Genomic DNA, 26,146 nt, shown 5'->3' on the forward strand with positions numbered 1-26,146 from the left:
CAAGGGTGTTAAGCGCCTATTGGTAAAGTTATTACGGCCTCCGTGTATTCGTTTTCTTTACTGACCAGGGTAAAGGTCCCATTATGGCCTTTTGTGATGATGTCGTAGCTTAACGAAAGACCTAAACCCGTGCCCTGACCGGTTGGTTTGGTCGTAAAAAACGGTTGAAAAATCTTCAGTTTTATCGAATCCGGCACGCCGATTCCATTATCACGAATGATTATTTTGATCCGATTCGCCCCCTTCTTTGTTTTCACCGTAACTTCCGGTTGAAAATTATCAGGACTGCTTTGCTGGCGTTTCTGGACCGCATAAAAGGCATTATTGAAGACATTCAGTAGCACTTGTCCGATTTCCTGCGGTACGATGGTTATCTGCGCCAGAGTAGGGTCTAGTTCGGTAATCATCCTGGCTTCAAACGTCTTATCCTTAGCCCGAATGCCGTGGTAAGCCAGTTTAAAGTATTCATCAATCAGGGCGTTTAGATCCGCTTTTTCTTTCTGTCCGCTACTCGGCCGAGCGTGTTCCAGCATACCTTTGACGATGCTGGCCGCTCGGTGACCATGCTGTTTTATCTTTTGTAGATTCAGCTGTACATCGTCTAGCAGTTCATTCTCCAGCTCCTCGTCACGCTCCGTTAATTGACGGGTTTCAATTAGTTCAGCAACTAACTCCGTACTGACTTCAGAAAAATTATTGACAAAATTCAGTGGATTCTGAATCTCATGGGCAATCCCTGCTGTCAGTTCGCCGAGCGAAGCCATTTTTTCAGCGTGAATTAGTTGATTTTGAGTAGTTTTCAGCTGAGCTAATGTTGCCTGAAGCGCTTCTTTTTGGTCATTTAACTGTTTGTTTGCCAATTGTTTGGCTCGATTATTTCGGCTCAGAACGATGGCAAAACCTGTTAAAAGCACAATGCAGCCAATCATCAAAAACACATACTGCCGCTGCTTGTGCGCTTCCTGATCCCGAAGCTGGCGATCCTTCGTCAACAATTGAATTTGCGCTTCTTTCCTGAGCAAATTCTGCTTGTAAGACAGCGAAGCCAGTCGGCGGCTGGTTGCTTCGGCGGTCAGGCTGTCTTTATAGGCCGTGTATTGCAAATAATATTTATATGCCTCTGCATAATTTCCTGCTTTCGCAAACGCTTTACTCAACACCTGAGTTGAATCCCGAAGTTTTTTTCGCTCGGTAAGCTGACGAACGACTTTCGTATTTTTCGTTCCCGATCGAATCAGCGTATCGAGCCACCGATCAACAAAATCAGGTTTTATACGGAAACGAGTGTGAATGGCTGGGTCGTAATTGGGGATGGGAATATTGTTAATGTATTCCGATGGATTGGCTGGAAAAGATCGCCTATCCGTTACGCGTCGCTCCTTTGGAATAATTACTTCGACGGGCAAGGAATTGGGTTCTTTCCGTTTTGCCAATACGTTAGAAGTCATCGTCACATTTAATGACTCCAGAACGGGCATCAGTGCATTGGTAAATGTTGGATTTTTGCGGGCATTGCTGCCCTGCATCCGGCCAACCATCGCCATTGCCCAGCCCGCTTCTCTAGTATCATGAATTTGCTTCGATAGTTGACTCGCTTCCTCTATCAATGCGTCAGCCTGCTGCGTCTGCTGTTCTTGTAAATAGATTCCTACCAAATGGCATAATGCTATTACCTGGCCAGGAATATACCCAAGCTTACGAGCCCTATTAAGCAGTGTATCCGCTTCCTGAACAGAATTAGGTTGTCGTCTGAGCGCAGATTTCAGTCGGCCAATCTCCTGTTCTGCTTGCGATCGGCTGACGGCTGAACTATCGAACACGATAACCTGCGCCCATAGTGACGATGTGATCGCGGTAAAAACCAGCGTAAGAATAACGATGCGACCAGCACGAAAAAACTCCCTCATACTCATGGGGTGGCCAATTAACTACGTTTTTATAAACCTCCCTAAGTCGATTTTAGAAACCGACATCACGTCATTTATGCGATTTCATCAACGATCGGTATCGAGGATTTTCTTCTTTTCTTTTTCGTATTCTTCTTTGGTCAGAATCCCATCGTCCAGCAACTTTTTGAGTTCGCGCAGTTGCGTAGCTTTCGACGCTGGTGCCACTGCATCGTTCGCCAGTGGCATAGTCAGGTTACCAGATGGTTCAGTTCCTGTGGCTGGTAAAAGTTCGAACGTTCGATTAGGATTGTATTTCATCGTCCATAGAAATGGAAACAGAAGAAAAACACCACCAATGATCGCGCCAACATCGGCCTGTTCGTTCCGGGCAAAATTTGTCAACAAGGGCCGATATCCTTCTTTTTCTAATCGCACTTCGGTTGTAGTGCCCACGATTTTGGTATCCGTATGTCGGTAGGGTGTTGTGCCGACCAGAGAGTTATTCAGATACAATTTAGCTCCAGTCGGATTCGACTGAATGACCGTCGAACTGGCGCAGCTTTCTAACAGAATTAAGCTCGCCAAAGCAATCGGCAGGAATCGGGTTTGCGAGAATTTCATAACGAGTAAGATACTATCTTTAGTTATGAAGCAAGTTTATAACTTATTCCCACAAAGTCCAACTTCCTGCCGATCTGGTTACGAAATTACTTAAGACTTAATACACCCTGTTTATACTTCGCTGTGCGGGAATCCTGAATAACGCCTTTCCAATTTAAGCCATACCCAAAATCATACGTATGACCCTCTGAGTCAACGTAGCATTTCATGTCGCGCGGAACATCTTCAGCTTGCGTTTCAACGGCTTTCATAGTGGCAGGCATCTGCATTGGTAGTAAGGCTGATGGTTCGTGAGCCCCCGTAAATAGATCCATCAAGGCCTGATCCTGCACGCCAAAATGCGCCAGAATTGCATTTGATTCCTTTTCAAACTCACTGACAACCGTTGGATTTGCCATGTTCAGGGCTACTATAACTGGTTTCCCTTTCATTTGTGCGAACGTTTCCTTAACCATATTCAGGTCGGTTGTATTGATGGTTTTGGCTGTTTTGCCATTATAGGTCCGGTTCGTGAATTTTTCCATCGGATCGCCACCGGCTATACTCGGATCACGCGTTTCCTGTGCAGTATAATCACCATATTGTAAACTGACTGGCACGTAACCTGTACCTCCCGCTTTGGCGTCGGCACTGCTGTAACCCCCACCCGAATCCGGACTCCGCATGAACACTAGCGCATAGTCGGCTTCGGCTGGATTGTCAGTCACTTTAAAATACTTTTTAACGATGTCCAGGTTAACTGGATACTCCAGTTTTTCAGGGATATCCATACCCAAAAAATTCCGGCCGGCCGGGGTAAATCGCTTGGGAATGTAGACAGTTTTACCCTTCGTAAGTGGCAACACTTTGGCCTTATTCTTCAACATCACAACGGATTCCAGCTGAGCCTGATACCCCGCTTTCATAAACTCAGGCGTCCCAACTGACTTCTGCGAAACTTGTGGATCGAGATATGGATTTTCGAACAACCCCGTACGGAAAATATTACGCAGCAACCGTACTGCCGACTGTTCAAATCGGGCGCGCATAGCCGTTTCACCATGTTCTTTTACACCCATTTTATAAGCTTCGATCACCGGACCTGATTCATTATTACCCCCAAACTGATCTACGCCATTCATCAGGATTTTATAGTGCCGTTGCGCAACTGACAGTTTCTCAACTCCCCATGATTTTCCTGTAAGAAAAATATCAACGGCTGTTTCGTCGGCTGTAATTAGCCAATCGGTACATACCACACCATCGTACTTATATTTCGTTCGGAGCAGGTCGTGAATAATGTATTTATTGTAACTATTACCCACATTTTCACCATACTTTTTATCCTGACCGTAGGAAATGGTATAGTATGGCATTACTGCTGATGCCATTGCAGTTTTACCTGACAACTTGAAAGCGCCATTGATAAAGGGCAGGAAATGCGTCTCGAAATTCTTACCCGGATATACAGCGTATTTCCCGTAGCCATAGTGCGCATCCCGGCCTCCTTCGCCTGAGCCGCCACCCGGCCAGTGCTTCACCATCGCGTTCACACTGTGATAGCCCCATCCACCCGTAATTTCGGTAGCGCCTGTTGAGGTCTGAAAACCATCAACATACGCACGAGCCATATCCGTCGCCAATTTAGGGTCTTCGCCAAATGTACCACTCACGCGATTCCAGCGCGGGTCAGTCGCCAGATCAACTTGTGGGGAGAGCGCCGTGGCAATACCCAACGACCGATATTCGGTAGCGGCAATTTGTCCAAAACGTTTTACAAGATCAGGATTAAACGTTGCTGCTAACCCCAGAGAACCGGGCCACATCGAAATAGCGCCACCGGCTCCCGCATTGAATTCAGCATCGGCCCGAGTCCCATGCCGGGGATCAGAACTGCTGTTGATCGGAATACCGAGGCCAAGTCCTTCAACCAAACCTTGCGCGTTATTATTCCATTCGGCAGCGGCTTCCGGACTTTGAACAGAAGTGATGAGTACATGCCGCACGTTATCTTTCGTCAAAAACTCTTTCTGCTGATCAGACAAATCCGACACTCTAGCACCACTTTGGGCAAATATTTTTCCGCCATACGTACCCGCAAACGGACCGCCCGCTGCTGCCGGTATGGGTTGGTGTTTGCTATAAAGCATCAGCCCGGCAATTTGATCGACGGTCATTTTCGACGCCAAATCTTTTGCTCGTTCATCGACCGGAAGGCGCCAATCTTCGTACGTATCAAGCTTACCGTTTTTATTCAAATCTTTAAAAGCGAAACCTTTGTCGGTCAGCAATTTTACGCTCGAACCAGCCGAGTAGCCAAGCGTTTGACCTCCTTTATTCATGACTTTCGTCCAGTTCCCAATTTTCGTCTCGGTCCAGTTCTGGCCAAACGCTGTTGACGTAAAAAGGAGCGCGAATACGCCAATTTGAACGTTCATTTTTCTCATAGTTGTAGGTTAATTACCAAGCTTATTTCTCAACACCATAATAACTCTCCCAAAACGCAAGCTGAGCTTTTGTAGGCAGGAGTTTATTCTGGATCGTTGTATCCAGAATCAGAACGTTTTCGATTTTGAGGGTATAAGGAACCCATTTGGGCAGATTTTTGCCATTCGGGTTTCCTGTTTTGGCGAAATTCACCCAATAGGAGGACATTGCCTCCGCCAACGCTCGATCGGCGGGCTCCCAGGGGCGTTTCAGCGTGTGCAGATTATTGTAGGCGTAAACGATTTCGCCAGAATGAAAGGCGCCAAACTGCGTTTCGGGTGTATTGGCGGGCACTTTTCGGTTGAAATTATACACGTATACGGGTGCTTTACCTGTTTTCTCCTGCATTTTTGCCCATGTATAATCCTGAATACCAAACGCTTCATCCCGACCGCTAGCTATTTGTGATTCTGAAGCTTCCTTATCGTTTTGAGCGGGGTATACTTTTAGAAATTCGTCAGCTTTATCACCAAACCGTTTGTTTACCTGCTCTTTAAACGCATCAGCTTTGGCAGGTGGCCCCGCTACCCGATCATCTTCGTTCCAGCCAACAATCAGCGGCACATCATTTTGATGACCTTTTTCGTAAATGGTATAAATGGATTCTGGAATCACATAGCCATCTGTAATGGGACTGCTCAGGCCTCCAGTTGCTTTGAAAATTTCGTCGGCAGATTTAGCGCGCAATTCAGTGAGTGAATTGGCTTTTAGCGATTTAGCAAAAGCAACGCCCTGTTCCTCTGCGCCTTGCAACGTGAGTTTAGGGCGAATTGGGCTCGTTACGAAACTACCTCCACTCTCTGCAATAGCCCGATGAATTAGTCCTTTGGCCAACGGGGATGCTGTTATGAAATTAACCGCAAACGCTCCGGCCGACTGACCGGCTATCGTAACATTTCTGGGATCGCCACCCATCGCGGCAATATTTTTCTGGACCCATTTTAGGGCAGCAATTATATCCAGAAGAGCATAATTACCCGATGCTTTGTAGCTCGATTCCTGAGTAAGTTCTGGGTGCGCCAGGAATCCAAAAACACCAAGTCGATAATTGATCGTGACGAATACAATTCCCTTTTTAGCCATCGATTCCCCGTCGTAAATAGGGCAGGCTCCTCCCCCACTTCGGAATCCTCCGCCTGGAATGTAAACGATTACTGGACGTTTCTCTGAAGCCGCTTTTGCAGCTGTCCATACGTTCAGGTACAAACAATCTTCGCTGATGGGTTGCTCTGGAATCAGAAACTCTGACGACCAATACATAAAGGGTGTGGGCTTCCCTTGCATTGGGCTGGGTCCAAACAACTCGCAATTCCGAATACCGGACCAGTTCGCCACGGGTTGTGGCGCTTTCCAGCGGAGATTTCCAACGGGCGGAGCGGCAAAAGGAACTCCTCTAAAAATTCGGATATCACCCGTTTTATTAGTCGCTCCCTGAATCTGGCCATTTTCCGTTTTCACAATAACGGGCTGAGCGGGAGCAGAGAACGAAAGGAATGTTAAGAGAATAATTGTTTTCATTATCGATTACTAAATATGCAGTTTTGTCATCCTTCCTCGCTCCTATTAAGTTAGCAACTTCAGTTCAGCCTCTCGCAGTTGCACCGGCCCAATCAATCCAGACTCAAGCAACGGCGAGTCTTTATTATAATGCTTCCAGGTGGTGAATGTAACACGGCCGTCAACGGGTTTGGGTTTACCATCTTTGTACCAATCAGGCAACTCCATAATGGCCCCACTGCTCAAGCTCGCAAATCCACTTGCTCCACCACCCGGCGTAAATTTGTCTGGATCTGGCAACTGTTCATCGCCAATCAGGCGATTCGGCCAAAGATTAGTTACGTTGATTTCCAGGTTATTTGGCCCATTGATTACAGCATCGGTAACGTCCAGCCGATACGGGCGTTTCCAAAGTGTACCCAGGCTTTTTCCATTTAGAACGACACTGGCAATGACTTCTACCTGACCTAAATCCAGAAACAGTCGCTTAGTTATTGAGCGACGATTCGAAGAAATGGTAAAGGTTTTTGAATAGGTTGCTGTTCCGGAAAAATGCCTTACCCCATCCTGCGCATGCATGTTCAATGGCATCAAATTAGGCAATTTGATCTGCTCAGGCGCTCCCAGATTGGGTGGGAAACGCACCTGCCAATCATCGTTCAGTTCTACGACAGGAGTGGCTTGGGAAACGGTTATTGTTGTATCCTTCCCATTCTGACCGCGCAATATATATTGACCATCCTGCCAAAACAATAGCCCGGATTTTCCATTAGTACTGACGGTAACAGGAAGAAAATCAAACGACTTTGGGCGACTCTGAAGACTTAATTGCTGAATTCGATCTGCACTTAATGATTCTGTAATTAACTGAGGTTCTGTTATATCCCCATTGTAAAATGAGGCTCCATCGCCCAAATATGCCAGACCAGTTCCAGGATGGACACTATTTCCACCCCCTTTCCCCTGTTGAATCAATTGTCCATTTACATACACCGAGGGTATCCCATCCGTATAGACCAGTGCAACGTGGCTCCAGCCTGAAATAGCGGTCGGAGCGGCCATGCGAAATACGGGATTACCGGTTGTACGCTCCCAAACAGCAACCCCATTGCGGCCAATCGTTAGGCCACAAGTAGTATGTCCAGTGCCGTATAAATCGGCTCCTGCGGATGGGTAGATGGCGTAATAATCGGTCCAGGGTTCTTTTACGTGTTCCAGAAAACCCGTTGGCGAAAGCATACTATTCAACTCAGGCTTTGCCCAAACGCTAATCGTAAAGTTGTTTACTACGTCTTTATTGAGCTTCCGGGTAGATCCTGGAAAAGGTTTTACACTTAACAGCGTTTCTGTTCTTTTTACGATTGCCTGTAATGGCTTCTGCGCTGGATTCCGAAATACGACAAAAACTGAGCCTGATGGATCAAAATGTACTGGTAGGCGAGTTTGCCCCTTTTCAGATTCATAAATCGGGATTGGGGTCATTTTACCCGTTGCAGCATCCCAATATTCAGGCTGTTTGCCCGATACCCGAAATGTGCAAACCGTTTCTTCAACGGATCGACGTTGATTGGCAAGGAAATAAATGTGCTTATCGCCAACTCGCCGATGAATCCAGGTAATAGGTGCATCTCCGGACCGAGACGTAATGTCAACATCAGGCTGAATACCAAGTGAGGCCAAGACTGTCTGAATCGGTTGTCCCCAGATCACCCGCCCGTTTCCCAATCGATTTTCGGTGATGGTTTTGCCATCAATGCTACCCCAGAGTTCATTGGCGAGTTGCTGAAAATCAGCGTCGTTTTTTGTGAAGCCTCGTAAGCCAAGTGAACTGGATGGCTTTACGCCAATTAGTACTAGTCCGGCTTTTACGAAGCCATGTAGTTTTCGAAGTAATGCCAGGCTGAGTGATTGATGATCCTGAAGTACCAAAATCCGATAGCTCATTCCATCAGGCAGCATGAGAGTATTTCCCTGTATACGAGCGCGTTTCAGTAGCGTTTCGCCGTTTATCAGATCATAATCGTATCCTTGTGGAGGTGTTGGCGTCAGTTCGTGCGGTTCAACTTTGGTGTATTGATTACCTCCTTCGCCTGTAAAATAAGCCAGGTCAGCCACGAAAAGCCCTTGTTGTAACATACTTTGACTACGCGCCAGATAATCAAGCCATGCACGTCCCTGATTCCACCAGGTTGTTGTCCGGTCGAAATGAATTCCCCAGGGGCCCATCGTCATACCCGGAGCAGCCGTCGGGTGGGGTTGATGGGCGTATCGGTGAAAAATAATCCGGTTCAGTCCCTGCGTGAACATCTTGTCGCCAAGAGCTTTCATGCCAAATGGATATTCCTGCCAACGTGCCGATTCGGGTTCGCCCGTAAAGGCCTCTGCGCCGACAATCTGCGGATTAGCGGACGTACCTCCACCCATCGTTTTCCCATTTATGTGTGCGATGGATGCCGCCAGTTTCGTGGTTCGGCGCATGGTCTGATTGTTCTGAAACAGCGAAGAAAGACCATGCCAGAATTCGCCCATATTTACATCGACCCGCGCACCAATTTGCATTTCCTCCATTGGCCCCCGGTCGTAGGGCTCCGTGTACGCAATGATTCCCTGTTGATGGCAAAGCGCAGTGAATCGTCCGTAATAATTGTCGGCTATCAAGTCGGCCAAAACGCGTCGAAAATCCCATAAGAATCGCTCTGTCGTATCAATATTCCCCACAACTCGGCCGGTTAGTGTGGGTAGATAGTTCAGCAACAAGTAGCCTGCCCGTTTCTGAAATTCCTGCGGAAACTGAGCTGTCCAGTTCTGCATGCCAACCTCGTAACTGTCGATCAGCAGCCCTACTTTGCCTTTTTTTGTAAGTGGTTTCAGCGTCGGCAGCAGATTTTCCATCATTTTTTTGAAATGAAAATCAATAGCTGCCGAGTTGTATTTATCACATTCTAAGCCAACGCCCGTATCAGGAGCCGATCGATTCAGTTCGCCTTTGGGTGTATAACCAATTCGTAAAATCGTCCAGTTACCAGCCGGTGCATGCCAGCGCAACACACCGGCTTTATCCATGAATTGGGTGACGTCAACAAGTGAAGCGGGATCAATAGAAGTTTTTCCAACCGTATCATGATCGGCAGGTAATTCCGTAACACCGAACACATTATCGACTTTCTTTCGCCAATCTGCGAGTCGTGCCGTTCCTGAAAATCGAAGCTGTGCATATTGCCGCGCACCCGGCGATGTGATTCGGAAGTGCTTAGCGGTTGTAGGCTGAAACTCCGCTAGGCTGAGCGCATACTCAGGTGAACGGCCAGCGCTTGCTGTACTAACTTTGCGAAATTGAACACCATCATCCGATACTTCCAGTGTCAATTGTGGCCCACCACCGAAACCGCCCCCGCCCGATGACGATTTCCCAACAGGCTTACTCAGGAACGCAATTGAACGCGCTTCATAAGGCTCCTTAAACGCCAGGAGTAAGGTTGTTGGCTGACCTTCGGCGGTTGGCTGAACAATTACTCCTTCTGCGCCCGCCAACCGCTCGATCGATATTGATTCATCATTCCCATTGACCGTTATTTTATCTACTGATGACGATAGAGCCGTTTCACCGGGTAGTGATGGGTAGGCAAGTACAGCGATATCACGGTAATAATTCAGTCGACTTAAAGGCTGCGGCACATTTACGGTTACAGACTGTCCTCCAGCTACATACGCTTCGCTCCAGGTTACTTCCTGCATCGCCAGTTCGGGCGTAATCCACGGCCCACCGCTCGATGACCAGCCAGGGCAATTGTGCATGGTAAACTCCAGACCAAGTCGTTCGGCTTCCTTAATTGTGTGCTGTTTGAGTTTGAGCCATTCTGGACTTAAATACACAACTGGCCCCTTCGGAATACCCGTTCCGGCATCGAAATTCTGAAAACCGCCGAGGCCAATCTGTTTCATGGCTTCCAGATCACGGGTAATGCCATCGGCGGTCACGTTGCCATTCATCCAGTGCCACCAGCATTGCGCCCGCGCCGACATTGGCGGATTGACGAACGCAGCGACTAAGGAATCAACTGCTTTTGGAGCTACAGCAACCTTATTCTCCGCAATCTCAACAATACCCGATGGCGTAATAAAAGCGACGAAACCAGTCTTAGCGCTGGTCGTCAAAAATGTGCGTCGTTTCATTACGCAATGAAGGATTTTTTCTGGATTTTCTTGTCAAGTTACTATTTCAGTAGCCTATTGATTACTATGGTCCAACTACTGTAGAACCGTTGGCTTTCAGGATCTTACTAAAAAACAAGACATGAGAAGGCAATGAATTCTCCCAATATTCCCAGGTATGCGCACCGGGATGTTCAGTATAATCGTGAGGAGTCTGATTATAAACCAGTCGGCGGTGCAGTTCGCGATTTGGTTCGATCAGGAAATCATCGACGCCACAATCAATAATTAGCGGCAAACCATTAGCTTTCAATTTATCCGTCATAGTTACAACCGAATTAGCTGCGTATAAATCTGGCGTCCCCCCTTGCGGCCCCAGAATTCGTTCGAATCCAGGAGCGATTCGGCTGGCGAATTCTGGAGTAATCTTCCAATTCTTCGTACTCAGATCTAATGCGCCACTCATGCTCCCAGCCGCACAATACAAATCCGGGCGCCGACCCGATAAATACAAGGCTCCATGTCCACCCATACTTAGTCCCGTAATCACCCGGCCTTTTCGGTCGCGAATGGTACGATAGGTGTTATCAATTTTCTCAATAACCTCTTTGGTAATGTAGGTTTCGAACAGGTTGTCTTTCTGAATTGGGCTATCTAAGTATCCGCCAAGTGGCTCGCCTTCCGGCGTCACAATAATCAGATTATACTGATCAGACAGGTTCTGCAACAGCATTTTATCCGGCGTTTTAATGAGCCAGTCGCTGAACTTCCCGCTCCCGCCATGCAGTAAATACAGCACGGGAAAATTGGCTTTGCTTTTTGCGTACGAGTTCGGCAAAACGATACCCGCCCGAAGCTTTTTGTTCATCGCAGCCGATGGCACATCCAGCGTATCGACTTTAGCACCAACGGTTATTATGCTGTAGCTAAGTAGCAGGCTACTAAGCAGGAGACGGATTTTCATGATTGATTAGGTTAAGTAAGTAAGCGCGAAATGAAACCCTATTTAAATAACATCGGCACGTATTCATTCAGGTACTGCCGCCAGTTGACCCAAGTATGCCCACCCGACGATTCTTTATACTGGTATTTGATATTGTGTTTATCGAACATGGCCAGCGTCTTTTTATTGGCCTCCATCACGAAATCATCTTTGCCGATACTCACCCAGAACAGTTTTTTGCCTTTGTTAAAGGATGGATCATTGAGCACCTTTGCGTATTTCGTATCGGCTTCGTTGGCAGTATCTCCAAAGAAACCAGAACTAAATACGCCAACGTAGGAAAATAATTCAGGGCGTGTTAAAGTCAAATCCAGCGTTTGGAAACCACCCATCGACAGGCCAGCAATCGCTCGATTATCAGCTGTCGGTACGATACGATAATTTTTCTCGACATTCGGTACGACCTCGTTCAGAAACTCTTTGGAGAACAGATCCCGCATCTGGTTCATCATCTGCGGATTAGGCATTCCGTTCGACGGTGGCATAGGCATGCTACCGTTCGGCATGACCACGATCATGGGTTTCGCTTTTCCGGCGGCAATCAGGTTGTCCAGAATGAAGCCCGCTCGTCCAATGGTATTCCAGCCCGAATCATCATCGCCCCCGCCATGAAGCAGGTAAAAAACGGGGTATTTTGTACTGCCTTTTTCGTAACCTGGTGGGGTGTACACGTGCATCCGACGCATCATCCCCAACGTATTCGACGAATACCACACATCACGGACTTCTCCGTGCGGTACCGCTTTATTGTCCTCAAAGGCCATTTCAGGGCCTGGTACCGCCATCATATTTTCTAAACTACTGATCCCTTGTTTGATCACTGGATTTTTAGGATCCATTGTTCGCACACCATCAACCATCAATGTGTATGAATAAAAGTCAGGTTTCAGCGGACCAATCAGCACCGACCAAACGCCCTGATCATTTTTTGTCAGACTAAGTGGTTTCGGATTTGACAGAAAATCGCCACCTACTGTTACTTCGCTGGCTTTGGGCGCATAAATCTGAAGGAGTACCTTCTTGTCGTCCAGCACTTTTGGCGATTTCAGCGTATCGTTGGGCGTCGGAGTACGCTGTTGCATCTGAGCCGTTGCAACAGGGCTAATCAGCACAGCAGAAAAGGCCATCGACAGGCCGACGCAGGTTGCCGATAGCAGACGTTTTGGGTTGTTCATACATGTAATGTTAGTAAACGTTTGAAGAATTAATACCCCCTAGATCTCCTTTATGGGATTTAGGGGGTATCTGTTATTTTTTCTGCCAGAGGTTCGGCAGGAGTTTATAGTAGAGCAAATGCCGCCAGGTTCCCCATTCATGCGCGCCCTCACCTCCAACATAATACTCGTGGTTTATTTTGTGATTTTGCAGGGCTTCATGTAGGGCAATTACTCGTTTACCGATGGGCGCATTGGCTTCATTAGTCCCCTGCCCTACCAGTAAATAATCGACTTTCTGATTGGCTGCTGGATCATTCAGGAAAGCAGCACTTACCTTTTCAGTATCTGGATCGCCTGCACTCAATACGCCAAATGAGCTAAACAAATCCAAATTTGTTAAGCCAACAAATTGGGTATGTCGCCCTCCCATCGAGAGCCCTGCTAAGGCGCGACCTTTACGTTCAGCGCGGGTACTGTACGTTTTTTCGACGAACGGAATGATCTGCTTTTTCAACTCTTCCTCGAACAGCGGGAATGTCTTGGCCGTATGATCCGGATCGCTGCGGTGAACGACCTGATTATTGGGCATGGCAATGATCATTGGCACCATTTTACCCTCCGCGAGTAAATTATCAGCAATGAAATTCGCCCGTCCATCGAGCGTCCAGCCTGAAGCCAGTTCTCCGCTCCCGCCTACCAGGTATAGCACGGGGTATTTCTTTTTAGGTGAATAGCCAGGAGGGGTGTAGACATACATTTCCCGCTCCCCTTTTAATACATCGGAATGATAAATGTGTCGGGTAACGGCACCGTGCGGTACTGGTTTGGCATCATAGTAAGCTGGCCCATCACCCTGAACCACCACATTACTATAGCCAGGCTGATCATTAAAACCCGTCAGCGTATTGTTTGGATCGGGCACCGTTACGCCGTCGATGATAAACTTGTACACGTAAATATCCGGATTGACAGGCCCAACTGTCAGCGTCCAATGACCATCATCACTTTTTTGAAAGGGAATGGGATCTTTAGCCCTCAGAGCCAGCAGCATTGGTCCACCAGTCAGCATGACTTGTCTGGCATCAGGAGCTTTCAGCCTAAAGATTATGGTACGATCATCGCGCACTTCGGGTGAAATCACATTGGCTCCGTAAGGCGCTAGATTCTGCGTATTTTTCTGGGGATTCCAGTCGAGGTTAACATGTGCCTGCTGAGCTATTGTGCAGTACGTTTTGAGAATAAAAAGTAGGCAAATTAAGCTGCGAACTCGGTTCTTACCCATAGGATTGGCTTTGTGTCAAAAGTACATAAAGATTTTAAGTTACTATAAATCAAAAAAGGTTTTTTTGTAGCTTTTTAATAGGCAATCTTCCCAGGATGCCTACTAAATTCAGTTCTTTATAAAAACGGGATCTAGTTACCCGTGAAATCTGATATCGTTCCCGGCAACGATTGCGTAAAAAAAGGGCAATCTATTCTTGAATCAGTCTCAGTTTTTGGGTCACTTTAAGGTGAAAATCAATCTTAGGTCACTTCGATTCTGTACCATTACGCCGGTAATCAGGTAGCCTTACCTCAAAGCCCAATGAAACTATTTTCTGCATTTTCCCTGCTTATTATAGCGTCAGCCTTTCGACCAGACCTTTCATCAGGTACTATGATTGGCCCTGAACTTCCCAAAATCCATACGCCAACCTTCCGAAAAGACACACTCAGGATCACCAAATTTGGTGCCGTAGCGGATGGATTAACCCTCAATACGGCGTTCATCAATACAGCGATTGAGCAGTGTAATCGATCAGGCGGAGGTGTTGTGCTGATACCACGCGGGCTCTGGCTGACTGGTCCTATTACGTTGAAAAGCAATGTCAATCTGCACCTCGCCGAAGGTGCTTTACTTCAATTTACGGATCAGCGCAGTGCATATCCGTTGGTTACGACCACCTGGGAAGGCGAAGACGCTGTTCGAAATCAAGCCCCGATTTCAGGCACCAACCTCGAAAACATTGCCATCACTGGTAAAGGAATTCTGGACGGCGCGGGCGATGTCTGGCGGATGGTGAAGCGCAGCAAAATGACCGACGATCAATGGGCGAAACTCGTGGCGTCAGGGGGCCTGGTAAACGATAAAAAGGATATGTGGTATCCGTCCGAGCAGTCGTTTAAAGGCGCGAATATGTCGGTTGCCAAATCCGGCCAGCCGATGTCGTATTACGAAAGTATCAAGGATTTCCTGCGACCTAATATGCTCAGTTTGACCCGTTGCAAACGGATTTTGCTGGAAGGGGTTACATTTCAAAACTCACCGGCCTGGTGCCTGCATCCAATGCTGTGTGAGCACATTACACTACGTAAGGTGACGGCCAAAAATCCCTGGTATGCGCAGAATGGAGATGGTCTTGATCTGGAATCATGCCGAAACGGACTAGTAGAAGATTGTACATTCGATGTGGGCGACGATGGCATTTGCATCAAATCGGGTCGTGATGAACAAGGCCGTAAACGAGGTATTCCGACTGAAAATATCATCGTCCGTAACTGCCGGGTATATCATGCTCATGGTGGGTTTGTCATTGGCAGCGAAATGTCGGGCGGAGTGCGCAATTTGTACGTATCGAACTGCCAGTTTATGGGTACCGACGTCGGGCTGCGATTCAAGACCGCTCGTGGTCGGGGGGGCATTGTCGAGAATATTTTCGTGGATGGCGTTGATATGACGAACATTGCCGGGGAAGCCATTCTGTTCGACATGTATTATGCCGCTAAAGACCCGGTTCCGCAACATGGCGAGAGCAACGAACTCCCTGTCATTCCAGCCCAGCCGCTTTCGGAAGGAACACCCCAATTCCGGTCATTTCAAATTCGAAATGTGACGTGCAAAGGTGCCGAAACAGGGATTCTGGTGCGCGGTTTACCTGAAATGGCTGTAAAAGATATTCTGATCGAAAACGCCGTTCTGCAAAGTCGGAAGGGATTCGTCTGCATAGAAGCGGAAAATATTCGACTGAAAAACGTAACGCTGATGTCGCCCGCCAAAACCCTGATGCAGCTTCAAAACAGTCGCGCCATCACCCTCGACAACATTCGTTACGCCAACAACAATGACTTATTAATGCATATATCGGGAGATCGTTCGAAAGACATCAAGCTACTGAATACAGATACCTCTAAAGCCAAAAAAGCAGTAACGACCGACGCCAACGTTCCAGCAAATGCACTGACGATGAAGTAAACAAAGTCTTCCATATCCTTTCTAGCGTGTGACATAAAGAATATGTATAAACACGCTCTGTTGTCTTTAAGCTAACCCGCTAAAGTACTTTTCATTGATCCTCAGCGAAAAGTCTTTAGCGGGTTTTCGCACATTTGTATGTTGGTTGGCTCCAGTTCATGTGTAGGCTTGTGCGTGTTCCGTTTTACGGCTGACAGACAGCGCATCAGAAGAGGAATGGTAGTCCGCTAGGCTGCTCCACCTGACAACCAATATGCCTGAGTTTGGCAGGCAGTCAGCTGCAAATTCCGGGTTTCGCAAATTGACTAATGCCTTTAAACAATGCGCTATATGAGGCTTTTTATAAGCTTGTTCATTATGTATTTGACCTCCACCTGTTTTTCATTGGGTCAAAGTATAGCCGGAAAATGGGTTGGTAGAATCACTCAGGAAGGCGCACCATCAGATGCAATAATTACGATGGAAGCTAGTATTTATCAGAATGGGAATAATCTGACTGGACAGATCAAAATCAGTAGCAAATATGGTTTTGCTATCGAAAAATTTACAGGTAAAATTGAAGAGAATAGAGTCTTTATGAATGAATATGAAGTAGTTCAACAGTACTCACCTACGAATATGGGGTGGTGCTTGAAGAATCTGGAAGGCACTCTTGAGTCTAATCTGACGCAAAACAAACGAACTATAGAAGGTATGTGGACAAGTGGCAGAGTGTATGAAAACTCAACTTATATGAACAGCAGTTGTCGCCCTGGTACATTCATAATTTCACAACCATTACCTCCTAAACCTCAAGTACCATCAGCTCCGCTTGAATCAGAAGTCGAAGGACGGGTCTTTGATAAGCAAACCCGTAAACCCGTTAGAACAACTCTTTCAATCATAGGCGACTATCTCCTATGCAAACAATTCCGACACGCAATGATGGTTACTATAAATTCGAAGCACCAATCAATGATATAAGTGATATTGAGATTAGGGAAGACGGCTATGAGCCATTAAGGGAAGTACTTAAAATAAATAATACGAATTTGACGAAAAACTTTTTCCTTGTCCCAACACGGACCAATTCACCAATCAAGGAAGCAACTGCACCTCTTCCTCAATCTATTGTAGTTAATGGCCAAACGTTGAAAAAGGGTGAAAGCATCGCGCTAAATTCAATTCAGTTTGAACAAAGCAAAAGTTATTTACTGCCCGAAGGGAAGGCAGAGTTAAACAGAGTTGTTCAGTTAATGAAAGAATACCCGACTCTCATCATTGAGTTTTCTGGGCACACGTCCAACGAAGAAAAAGATGAAACCTTGAATTTAAAATTGTCTGAGGATCGTGTTGTGGCCTGCAAGAATTACATCGCTAATCAAGTTGACAATATCAGTACCCGAATAAAGACTGTTGGCTATGGCTCTTCTAAACCCAGAGTGTCAAACGATACTAACGAAAATCGTAAGACGAACAGGCGAGTAGAATTGAAAGTCGTGAGTTTGTAAATAGCCGACTGAGCATTGTGTGCGCTTCGCCTGGGTGGTCTTGGGCGGCAGGCCGCACGTCCTGAAGTTGGGTAATAACCCAACTATCAAGGAGGGTAAAGGTTGACGCCATGTTTGTTGTCTTGAGTTATTTTGTCTTCCATCCTGCCCTCGGAGTCGTTAAAAGGAAGAAATGATTATTCTTAAAACCCCAGAAAAGAACAAATAGTTGATAATCAACCAGTAAGAGTAAAATTCTCCTATATTTATCCTCTTATAAACCTTGACAATGACAATGGTACGATTACTCATTTTGTTGGGTGGGGGACTTTGGGGATTGAGCCAGTTATTGGGTTGCCATCCTCGTCAGAAACCGGCTGACAATCCACCGACTTCGATAGTCGTTTGTCGGACCACGCCAACGGATAAAGTTTGGTACAATACTAAAGAAAAAGCCATGCTCTTCGATAGTATAGGCAATATCCACTTCCCCATTACAACCCGAAACCAAGAAGCGCAACGGTATTTTAATCAGGGTCTTATGCTAGCCGTGGGTTTCAACCATGCCGAAGCAGCCCGTTCGTTTTACGAAGCCACCCGGTTAGATTCAACATGCGCTATGGCCTATTGGGGCTTCAGTTACGTGCTAGGACCAAACTACAATGCGGGCATGGAGCCTGACAACTACGAACGTGCCTATATTGCTATTCAGCGAGCAATCAAGTTATCAGGCAATTGCACCGATAAAGAAAAAGCGTTGATTAAGGCTTTGGCAAAACGGTATCCAGCCACGCCCGTCGAGGATCGAAGGCCGTATGATGTAGCCTACGCGACGGCAATCAAGCAAGTCCACGAACAGTTTCCCGACGACGCCGATATTGCCGGATTCTATGCAGAATCATTAATGGACCTGCATCCGTGGGATTTGTGGGAAAAAGATGGCCGCCCGAAACCCTGGACTCCCGCCATCGTGACGGTACTGGAAAAATTGATGGCCCGAAACCCTGACCACATTGCCCTGAATCATTATTATATCCATGCCGTAGAAGCTTCTCAAACACCGGAACGAGGGCTAAAAAGCGCGGCTATTCTGGGTAAGTTAGCACCGAAAGCCAGCCATCTGGTACATATGCCGTCGCACACATACATCCGAACGGGTAATTATCACGAAGGATCAATACGCAACCAGCAGGCCGTACGTATTGATAGCATCTACTTAATGAACAGACACGCAGAGGGAGCGTTTCCCCTGGTCTATTTTCCGCACAACTACCACTTGCTGGTTGCCACAGCCACACTCGAAGGCAACTATAGCTGGGCGATGCGTTCAGCACAAAAAACAGCCGGGAACACGAATAAAAAATTGATGGCGGAGCCTGCCTGGTGCGCTCTTCAGCATTATTATACGATCCCCTACCACGTAGCGATCAAATTTTCCCGGTGGGATGAACTCCTTCGGATGTGCGATGCCGACACCGTTAAGTTACCCTATCCCACCGCTATCCGTCACTACGCCCGTGGATTGGCGTTGGTCAGCAAACAGCAGTTCGCCAAGGCAAAGCTGGAATTACAACAACTTGATAAACTAGCAGCGAATCCTGACATGGGCAAGTTGTTGGTTGGGCCAGTCAATTCGATGCGTTCCATCCTGGAAATCGCTCGTCGGGTGCTACAGGCCGACATTCTGGCAAACGAAGGGCAATTGGATAGCAGTATTACTCTTTTACGGGAAGCGGTTGCACTGGAAGATGCCCTAGGCTACAACGAGCCACCCGACTGGTTTTTTCCAGTACGGCATACATTAGGTGCTACTCTGTTGAAAGGGAAACACTATGCCGAGGCCGAAGCCGTTTTTACGAAAGACCTAACGATATTCCCTCACAATGGCTGGGCATTATCGGGTCTACGTCAGGCTCAACTAGGACAGGGATTTACTGATAAAGCTCAACAAACTCAGGCAGAACTGACACGAGCCTGGAAATGGGCTGATAATAACCTAAAGTCGAATCAAAACGCAAACGAAACTATGTAGCGTTGGTCCGTATCAAATGCCAACTTGACGTTAATTAACCGAAGATATGACTACAACTGAACTAGCAAAAGCCTTTTCAAGGCATAAATTTGACTTGACTTACCCGTATTTGCTGGATACTATTCATTGGAACGTTGTTGGCAGTCAACACATTGAGGGCAAGCAGAATGTAATTGATGCCTGTCAGCAGTCAGCCGCTTATTTGGCAGGGGTCACAACAACCTTTCATAAGTTTGTCCTGATTACTACAGATAACTATGTGGTAATTGATAGCACTGCCGAATATGTTGATAGTGAGCAGAATTCAACCACAGTAGCTTCGTGTGATATTTATGAATTTAGTAGCGGCAAACTCGCGGCCATTACTTCCTACACAATACAGGTGAATGAATAGGCTCCGCTCGGGTAACCTATCTCGACAAATCATCCTAGCTTACCTTTCAATGTGTGGTCGGCAGCGATACATCCACCTCTGACGATTCCCGAACGACCATCGTGGTGGGAATACGAATGGTGCTCGGCTGACTACCTTTTTGTTTCCCTTCAATCAGATCAATGAGTTGTCCGGCGGCAACCTGGCCAATTTCTAAGGCCGGTTGCTCGACTGTACTCATGGGCGGAGCCAATAAATCAGCAACAGGTATGTTCGTAAAACCAATGAGCGATACTTGTCCGGGAATGGCAATATTCCGTTTCTTCAGCGCGGCCAGACAGCCAATCGCCAGGCGATCGCTGGCAGCAAAAAAAGCGTCAGGATTCTGGCTTAGCAATTCGTCAATAATTGGCTCTACTTCGTTCTGTCCAAAACCTGCATAACGAAGCAGGCTTTCTTCGTAGGGAATACCGTATTTCTCCAGGGCGGCCTTGTAACCAGCCAGCCGCTCCTGTGTAATGGAAATATAAGGGGGAATAGTAATATGGGCGATGCGCCGACGGCCCGTCTGAATCAGGTGTTCGGTAGCGGCAAAAGCCCCGCCAAAATTATCGGCGGTAACGCATGGTATATCGAGTTCATTCGCTACCCGGTCGAACAGGACAATCGGCATTTTTTTCTCCTGAAGCCCTCGTATCTGCGACACATCCGATGTACTACTTGATAATGAAATCAGAAGCCCATCAGCCTTCCGGGCAACGGCCTGTTGTACGGTTAATACCTCTCGTTCAAATGACTCGTGGCTTTGAAAAATGATAACGTGATAACCTCGATTATACGCAATGGCTTCGATCCCGTTGATGACCTGTGAAAAAAAGTTGTTAGCAATCTGCGGAACGATCACTCCAATAACGCGACTCCGGTTTTCTTTCAGACTGAGCGCAATGGGATTGGGGCGATAATTGAGCCGTTCGGCGTATTCAATGACCAGTCGTTTGGTTTCAGAATTGATTTCATAGCTATCCCGCAACGCCCGCGAAACGGTCGATGTTGAGAGATTTAAAGCCCGTGCAATATCTTTTATGGTTACTGTATCCAAAGCGACTTATTAGTAAAATACAAAAATATACTATATAATTTTCCGTCGGCCAATAACAAGACAATTAGTCCAACTATCAACTCTTTTCGAATTAGTGGCTAACTAATTCAGAAACTGGCAACGTTCCCGACAACGTTTGCGTGAATAAATATCTTTAAAAGTTTCAATATAAAAAACTAGCTCCTTAACCTTACTTCGGTAAATGAGGAAGTGACGTATTTTCCTGCATCCGCCCATTCTACAAAAAAGACAATTTTTCCCAAATTTCTAAAAGCTTCAGAACAACAGCTCGATATGCATTCTCTGTCCCTCCAGTCGATTCTGGCCATTCCGTCAAACCTTGCAGTAAACTTACCATTGTCCAACGTCGAGCAATTACCGGAACGGGTATTACAGTTCGGTACGGGTGTATTGTTGCGTGGCTTGCCCGATTACCTCATCGACAAAGCAAATCGGCAGGGTATTTTCAATGGACGAATTGTGGTTGTCAAATCAACCGATGGGGGTGATATGCGTGCGTTTACCCGGCAAGATAATCTGTACACGCTTTGCATTCGGGGTGTCGAAAACCGGCAACTGGTTGAGCAGAACGTCGTATGTTCGGCCATCAGTCGGGTTTTATCCGCCAAACAAAGCTGGGATGAGATTTTGACCGTTGCGACTAGCCCTGATTTACAGATCGTTATTTCCAATACGACCGAAATTGGCATACAGCTCGTACAGGATGATATTCGACAATCGCCACCTGAATCCTTTCCGGGTAAATTATTGGCCGTTTTGTATGCTCGTTATCAAGCATTTAATGGCGACCCGACAAAAGGCTTAGTTATCGTACCCACCGAACTTATACCTGATAATGGCACCAAACTCGAAGCCATTCTGCTCGAACTAGCACACCGTAACGCACTGGAAGGGGCATTCATCGACTGGCTCGAAACGGCCAATACGTGCTGTAACTCACTGGTTGACCGCATTGTACCTGGCCGCCCTGACCCGGCATCGCAGCATGCCCTGACAGAACAGCTTGGCTATGAAGACGATCTGCTGACCATTTCGGAAGCCTATCGGCTGTGGGCCATCGAAGGAAATGAGCATGTACAGGATGTGCTTTCCTTCCATCAGGCCGACGAAAACATATTCATCCGCCCCAACATTGATCAATTCCGCGAGCTGAAACTTCGGTTATTAAACGGTACGCATACCCTAAGCTGCGGACTGGCTTATTTGAGTGGTTTCGATACAGTGCGCCAGGCAATGGACGATGAAGTTATGTCGGCCTTTATTAGTGGAGTTATGCTGGGGGAATTGATTCCTGGCATACCGTATTCTGTTGATGAGAAAGTAGCACAGCGCTTTGGTTTTCAGGTTCTTGACCGCTTCCGAAACCCATTTATTGAACATCGCTGGCTAGCTATTACGATGCAATATTCGGCCAAAATGCAGATGCGTAATATCCCTACCCTGCTCCATTATTATCAGCAATTAGGCGTTACCCCGCGCTACATCACACTTGGTTTCGCGGCTTATCTGCGATTCATGCAGGCAATCAACCAGAAAGACGAGGTTTGGTATGGTGAACGAGATGGCGAAGCATACCCAATTTACGATGCACAAGCAGGTTATTTTGCCGATTTATGGGCGCGCCTATCGCCAACAGAACTGGTTGCAACGGCACTGAAAAATACAACTCTTTGGGGATACGATTTGAGCCAGTTGCCGGGGTTTGCAGATGCGGTCAGTACCTATTTGACACACATGGTCGAGAACGGCGTATTGGCGACGTTGTCAGCACAATTCGATCATCTTGAAACTGTAACAAAATGAAACAGTCTGTTTTAAAAATACATCCTGCGGATTCCGTACTGGTTGCCCTTACCGATCTCGAAGCGGGTGAACGTGTACAGTGGGAAAATATAACTATTATTACCACTGAAGATATTCCTGCTAAGCATAAAGTAGCTATTCAGGCATTCGCTCCCGGCGATTCGATTACGATGTACGGCGTGCTGGTGGGAAAGGCTAAGCAGGCAATTCCAATGGGTGGTCGATTGACGACTTTCAATGTCCAGCACGCAACCAATAGCTACGATCTGCAAAGTTCAACGTACCACTGGACTGCTCCAGCCGTCGAGCGTTGGCAGGGGCAAACGTTTATGGGGTATCATCGCTCTGACGGACGCGTGGGAACGGCAAATTATTGGGTTGTTATTCCACTTGTTTTCTGTGAGAATCGTAACATTCAGGTACTAGAAGACGCCCTAGTCCATGACCTTGGCTACGGCCGGAAGAATACGTATCAGCAACAGGCGAAAGAGCTGGCTTCGTTAGTTCAGGCTGGCCGATCGGTTGAAGAAATCCTACAGGCCGATTTACAATCTGCAGAACAATCCCTGAGCGGTCAGTTGAAGCTATTTCCGAATGTCGATGGCGTAAAATTTCTGACACATGATCTTGGATGCGGAGGCACTCGTCAGGATGCGCAGGCCCTTTGTGGATTATTGGCGGGTTACGTAACACACCCAAACGTAGCGGGTGCAACAATCCTGAGTTTAGGCTGTCAGAATGCCCAGGTAGCCATGTTACAGGAAGAAATCCAGAAACGCAGCCCGGCTTTCGATAAGCCACTTTTTATCCTGGAACAGCAAACCATCGGCACTGAAGAATCGCTGATTAGTCAGGCACTACGGCAGACGTTCGCAGGACTGATGCAGGCAAATACCTTCGTTCGACAACCGGCTCCACTCAGCAAATTAGTTGTCGGCCTCGAATGTGGTGGGTCGGATGGCTTTTCGGGCATTTCGGCGAATCCGTCTGTAGGCCATGCGTCTGATTTGCTGGTCGCTCTGGGTGGTACCGTAATTCTCTCGGAATTCCCCGAACTATGCGGTGTTGAACAGGAATTATGCGACCGTTGTGTAGATGAAGAAACCGCTAATCGGTTCAAGGATTTAATGAATGTCTATGCTCTACGGGCAAAAGAAGCCGGTTCAGGTTTTGACATGAATCCTTCACCGGGCAACATTCGCGATGGGTTAATTACCGACGCCATGAAATCAGCGGGCGCATCCAAAAAAGGGGGTACATCACCCGTAGTCGCCGTTCTAGACTATCCCGAACTCGTTACGAAACCCGGTTTGAATTTGCTTTGTACACCCGGCAACGACGTTGAATCCACCACGGCAGAGGTTGGTTCTGGCGCTACAGTCGTTTTATTTACGACGGGTTTAGGCACGCCAACCGGAAATCCTATTGCTCCTGTGGTTAAAATTGCGTCAAATACAGCTTTGGCTAATCGAATGCCCGACATCATTGATGTCAACACTGGTACCGTTATTGACGGCGACGAAACCATTGACCAAGCTGGCGAACGACTTCTCGACCAAATTATTCGGGTCGCCAGCGGCCAATCCGACGTAGCCGCCGTCCGTCACGGCCAAGACGATTTTATACCCTGGAAACGGGGAGTTTCACTTTAAATTGATTGAATGATAGAATGATTGAATGGTTGAATAGCTGACGCAAAACGTTTTCAACTTTTTGATTATTCAATCATTCAATCACTCTATCATTCAATCATTAAGTACATGAAGAAGCCATTTCTTGACGAAGACTTTTTGCTGCAAACCGAAACGGCTCAGCAACTTTACCATGAATTTGCGCGGCCGATGCCGATCATCGATTATCACTGCCATCTACCGCCCGATCAGATTGCCGAAAACAAGCAGTTTGAAAACCTGACGCAGATCTGGCTTTATGGCGATCATTACAAATGGCGGGCTATGCGGACAAATGGCGTGAACGAACGCTATTGTACGGGCAACGCCGACGATTTCAGCAAGTTTCAAAAATGGGCCGAAACGGTTCCCTATACGCTTCGCAATCCGTTGTTTCACTGGACGCATCTGGAATTGCAGCGGTATTTCGGAATTAAGACACCGCTGAGTGGCAAAAATGCTCGTCAGGTCTACGACGTTTGTACCGAACAGTTACAGTCGCCGGATTATTCCGTGCGAAACCTGCTGCGTCGGATGAACGTCGAAACGGTTTGCACGACCGATGATCCGGTCGATTCGCTGGAACACCACAAAAAACTAGCCGACGAAGGATTTGAAATTGGCGTATTACCGACCTTTCGCCCTGATAAAGCCATGACGGTAGAAAATGCCAGCATTTTTAATCAATACGTCAGTCGTTTGGAGGCAGCCAGCAACGTATCGATTGGCAATTTTGATGAGTTTCTAACGGCGCTCCGTCAGCGGCACGATTTCTTTGCGGCTATGGGCTGTAAACTCTCCGATCACGGCCTGGAGCAGATTTACGCAGAGGATTATACAGAAGCCGAAATCAAGGCCATTTTTGATAAGATTCGTTCGGGCGCAGAATTAACAAGTGCAGAAGTTTTGCAATTCAAATCGGCGATGCTCGTGTATCTGGCTGAGATGGATTGGGAAAAAGGCTGGACGCAGCAATTCCACCTCGGTGCGCTACGAAATAATAATTCCCGAATGCTTCGTATTCTGGGCCCTGATACTGGCTGGGATAGCATTGGTGATTTTTCACAAGCCCGCGCCATCGCCCGTTTCCTAGACCGACTCGACACCAACGACAAATTAGCCAAGACGATTATCTACAACCTGAACCCAGCCGACAATGAGCTAATCGCAACGATGATTGGCAATTTCAACGATGGTTCAGTAGCGGGTAAAATACAATTTGGCTCCGGTTGGTGGTTTTTAGATCAGAAAGAGGGTATGGAGCGACAAATCAACGCTCTTTCTAATATGGGCCTGTTGAGCCGTTTCGTCGGTATGCTGACCGATTCGCGGAGTTTTCTGTCGTACCCACGTCACGAATACTTCCGCCGGATACTTTGCAATATGCTCGGCAACGACATCGAAAACGGCGAACTCCCCGACGATAAAGACTGGACGGGACAAGTCGTGCAAAACATCTGTTACGGCAATGCCAAAGCTTATTTTGGGTTTAGTAATAAGCCTATGTCGATGGCTGTTTGAGAATATTTGTCATGCTTACCCCGTGTCTGTGTCTTCACAGACACCCTTCCGGATGGTAGCGCTTGCTGACGCATAGGTGTCTGTGAGGACACAGACACGGGATAACAAAATATAAATAATCGTAATTCGTACACCGTAAAT

General features: G+C 47.1%; 17 protein-coding genes. 8 read left to right on the forward strand and 9 right to left on the reverse strand.

Annotation, left to right across the window (positions count from 1 at the left end; translation table 11 throughout):
* Nucleotides 1-8: 8 nt before the first annotated feature.
* The 8 genes from ACYVE4_RS20090 to ACYVE4_RS20125 all read right to left on the reverse strand — a co-directional run bounded on the left by ACYVE4_RS20090 (nucleotide 9) and on the right by ACYVE4_RS20125 (nucleotide 14,067).
* Nucleotides 9-1,907, reverse strand: a complete 1,899-nt coding sequence (locus ACYVE4_RS20090) for a sensor histidine kinase (RefSeq protein WP_461042004.1) — start codon at nucleotides 1,905-1,907, stop codon at nucleotides 9-11.
* An 87-nt stretch (nucleotides 1,908-1,994) separates the two neighbouring features.
* Nucleotides 1,995-2,510, reverse strand: coding sequence for a PEGA domain-containing protein (locus ACYVE4_RS20095; protein WP_461042005.1), 516 nt, complete (start codon nucleotides 2,508-2,510; stop codon nucleotides 1,995-1,997).
* Between the two features lie 86 nt (nucleotides 2,511-2,596).
* Nucleotides 2,597-4,927, reverse strand: coding sequence for a glycoside hydrolase family 3 protein (locus ACYVE4_RS20100; RefSeq protein WP_461042006.1), 2,331 nt, complete (start codon nucleotides 4,925-4,927; stop codon nucleotides 2,597-2,599).
* A 31-nt stretch (nucleotides 4,928-4,958) separates the two neighbouring features.
* Complete coding sequence (locus tag ACYVE4_RS20105) at nucleotides 4,959-6,494, reverse strand: carboxylesterase/lipase family protein (RefSeq protein ID WP_461042007.1); 1,536 nt, start codon at nucleotides 6,492-6,494, stop codon at nucleotides 4,959-4,961.
* A 45-nt stretch (nucleotides 6,495-6,539) separates the two neighbouring features.
* Entirely contained in the window at nucleotides 6,540-10,646 is a 4,107-nt protein-coding gene (locus tag ACYVE4_RS20110; RefSeq protein ID WP_461042008.1) for a glycosyl hydrolase, read from the reverse strand.
* A 64-nt stretch (nucleotides 10,647-10,710) separates the two neighbouring features.
* Complete coding sequence (locus ACYVE4_RS20115; protein ID WP_461042009.1) at nucleotides 10,711-11,589, reverse strand: alpha/beta hydrolase; 879 nt, start codon at nucleotides 11,587-11,589, stop codon at nucleotides 10,711-10,713.
* A gap of 38 nt (nucleotides 11,590-11,627) precedes the next feature.
* Nucleotides 11,628-12,803 carry an esterase gene (locus ACYVE4_RS20120; RefSeq protein ID WP_461042010.1) on the reverse strand — a complete coding sequence of 392 codons (1,176 nt, stop codon included), beginning with the start codon at nucleotides 12,801-12,803 and terminating at the stop codon, nucleotides 11,628-11,630.
* A gap of 73 nt (nucleotides 12,804-12,876) precedes the next feature.
* Entirely contained in the window at nucleotides 12,877-14,067 is a 1,191-nt protein-coding gene (locus tag ACYVE4_RS20125) for an esterase (protein ID WP_461042011.1), read from the reverse strand.
* Nucleotides 14,068-14,370: 303 nt separating this feature from the next.
* On the opposite strand from ACYVE4_RS20125, the gene ACYVE4_RS20130 reads away from it, so the two are divergent.
* The 5 genes from ACYVE4_RS20130 to ACYVE4_RS20150 all read left to right on the forward strand — a co-directional run bounded on the left by ACYVE4_RS20130 (nucleotide 14,371) and on the right by ACYVE4_RS20150 (nucleotide 19,912).
* Nucleotides 14,371-16,017, forward strand: coding sequence for a glycoside hydrolase family 28 protein (locus ACYVE4_RS20130; protein WP_461042012.1), 1,647 nt, complete (start codon nucleotides 14,371-14,373; stop codon nucleotides 16,015-16,017).
* A gap of 357 nt (nucleotides 16,018-16,374) precedes the next feature.
* The gene (locus ACYVE4_RS20135; RefSeq protein WP_461042013.1) at nucleotides 16,375-16,980 is read left to right on the forward strand and encodes a hypothetical protein; all 606 of its coding nucleotides are present in this window, start codon (nucleotides 16,375-16,377) and stop codon (nucleotides 16,978-16,980) included.
* On the forward strand, nucleotides 16,917-17,507 hold the full coding sequence (locus ACYVE4_RS20140) for an OmpA family protein (protein WP_461042014.1): 591 nt from the start codon (nucleotides 16,917-16,919) through the stop codon (nucleotides 17,505-17,507). The genes ACYVE4_RS20135 and ACYVE4_RS20140 overlap by 64 nt, the downstream gene beginning before the upstream one ends.
* A gap of 274 nt (nucleotides 17,508-17,781) precedes the next feature.
* Entirely contained in the window at nucleotides 17,782-19,518 is a 1,737-nt protein-coding gene (locus ACYVE4_RS20145; RefSeq protein ID WP_461042015.1) for a tetratricopeptide repeat protein, read from the forward strand.
* Nucleotides 19,519-19,564: 46 nt separating this feature from the next.
* On the forward strand, nucleotides 19,565-19,912 hold the full coding sequence (locus ACYVE4_RS20150) for a hypothetical protein (RefSeq protein WP_461042016.1): 348 nt from the start codon (nucleotides 19,565-19,567) through the stop codon (nucleotides 19,910-19,912).
* 46 nt (nucleotides 19,913-19,958) lie between these two features.
* Here the strand turns inward: ACYVE4_RS20150 and ACYVE4_RS20155 are convergent, their stop codons facing one another.
* Nucleotides 19,959-20,990, reverse strand: a complete 1,032-nt coding sequence (locus ACYVE4_RS20155; protein ID WP_461042017.1) for a LacI family DNA-binding transcriptional regulator — start codon at nucleotides 20,988-20,990, stop codon at nucleotides 19,959-19,961.
* Between the two features lie 294 nt (nucleotides 20,991-21,284).
* On the opposite strand from ACYVE4_RS20155, the gene ACYVE4_RS20160 reads away from it, so the two are divergent.
* The 3 genes from ACYVE4_RS20160 (at nucleotide 21,285) to uxaC (ending at nucleotide 26,005) form a co-directional block, all read left to right on the forward strand.
* Nucleotides 21,285-22,814, forward strand: coding sequence for a tagaturonate reductase (locus ACYVE4_RS20160; RefSeq protein WP_461042018.1), 1,530 nt, complete (start codon nucleotides 21,285-21,287; stop codon nucleotides 22,812-22,814).
* Nucleotides 22,811-24,466, forward strand: coding sequence for a UxaA family hydrolase (locus tag ACYVE4_RS20165; protein WP_461042019.1), 1,656 nt, complete (start codon nucleotides 22,811-22,813; stop codon nucleotides 24,464-24,466). The genes ACYVE4_RS20160 and ACYVE4_RS20165 overlap by 4 nt, the downstream gene beginning before the upstream one ends.
* A gap of 108 nt (nucleotides 24,467-24,574) precedes the next feature.
* A complete protein-coding gene (uxaC, locus tag ACYVE4_RS20170) occupies nucleotides 24,575-26,005 on the forward strand; it encodes a glucuronate isomerase (protein ID WP_461042020.1) in 1,431 nt (476 codons plus the stop codon).
* The last annotated feature ends 141 nt before the right edge of the window (nucleotides 26,006-26,146 follow it).

This window comes from Spirosoma harenae, assembly GCF_054776975.1.

What these genes read in the sequence shown, in the direction of transcription:
- ACYVE4_RS20090 (WP_461042004.1), bottom strand. Translation starts at nt 1,907, where the DNA reads ATGAGGGAGTTTTTTCGTGCTGGTCGCATCGTTATTCTTACGCTGGTT.
- ACYVE4_RS20095 (WP_461042005.1), bottom strand. Translation starts at nt 2,510, where the DNA reads ATGAAATTCTCGCAAACCCGATTCCTGCCGATTGCTTTGGCGAGCTTA.
- ACYVE4_RS20100 (WP_461042006.1), bottom strand. Translation starts at nt 4,927, where the DNA reads ATGAACGTTCAAATTGGCGTATTCGCGCTCCTTTTTACGTCAACAGCG.
- ACYVE4_RS20105 (WP_461042007.1), bottom strand. Translation starts at nt 6,494, where the DNA reads ATGAAAACAATTATTCTCTTAACATTCCTTTCGTTCTCTGCTCCCGCT.
- ACYVE4_RS20110 (WP_461042008.1), bottom strand. Translation starts at nt 10,646, where the DNA reads ATGAAACGACGCACATTTTTGACGACCAGCGCTAAGACTGGTTTCGTC.
- ACYVE4_RS20115 (WP_461042009.1), bottom strand. Translation starts at nt 11,589, where the DNA reads ATGAAAATCCGTCTCCTGCTTAGTAGCCTGCTACTTAGCTACAGCATA.
- ACYVE4_RS20120 (WP_461042010.1), bottom strand. Translation starts at nt 12,803, where the DNA reads ATGAACAACCCAAAACGTCTGCTATCGGCAACCTGCGTCGGCCTGTCG.
- ACYVE4_RS20125 (WP_461042011.1), bottom strand. Translation starts at nt 14,067, where the DNA reads ATGGGTAAGAACCGAGTTCGCAGCTTAATTTGCCTACTTTTTATTCTC.
- ACYVE4_RS20130 (WP_461042012.1), top strand. Translation starts at nt 14,371, where the DNA reads ATGAAACTATTTTCTGCATTTTCCCTGCTTATTATAGCGTCAGCCTTT.
- ACYVE4_RS20135 (WP_461042013.1), top strand. Translation starts at nt 16,375, where the DNA reads ATGTATTTGACCTCCACCTGTTTTTCATTGGGTCAAAGTATAGCCGGA.
- ACYVE4_RS20140 (WP_461042014.1), top strand. Translation starts at nt 16,917, where the DNA reads ATGCAAACAATTCCGACACGCAATGATGGTTACTATAAATTCGAAGCA.
- ACYVE4_RS20145 (WP_461042015.1), top strand. Translation starts at nt 17,782, where the DNA reads ATGGTACGATTACTCATTTTGTTGGGTGGGGGACTTTGGGGATTGAGC.
- ACYVE4_RS20150 (WP_461042016.1), top strand. Translation starts at nt 19,565, where the DNA reads ATGACTACAACTGAACTAGCAAAAGCCTTTTCAAGGCATAAATTTGAC.
- ACYVE4_RS20160 (WP_461042018.1), top strand. Translation starts at nt 21,285, where the DNA reads ATGCATTCTCTGTCCCTCCAGTCGATTCTGGCCATTCCGTCAAACCTT.
- ACYVE4_RS20165 (WP_461042019.1), top strand. Translation starts at nt 22,811, where the DNA reads ATGAAACAGTCTGTTTTAAAAATACATCCTGCGGATTCCGTACTGGTT.
- uxaC (WP_461042020.1), top strand. Translation starts at nt 24,575, where the DNA reads ATGAAGAAGCCATTTCTTGACGAAGACTTTTTGCTGCAAACCGAAACG.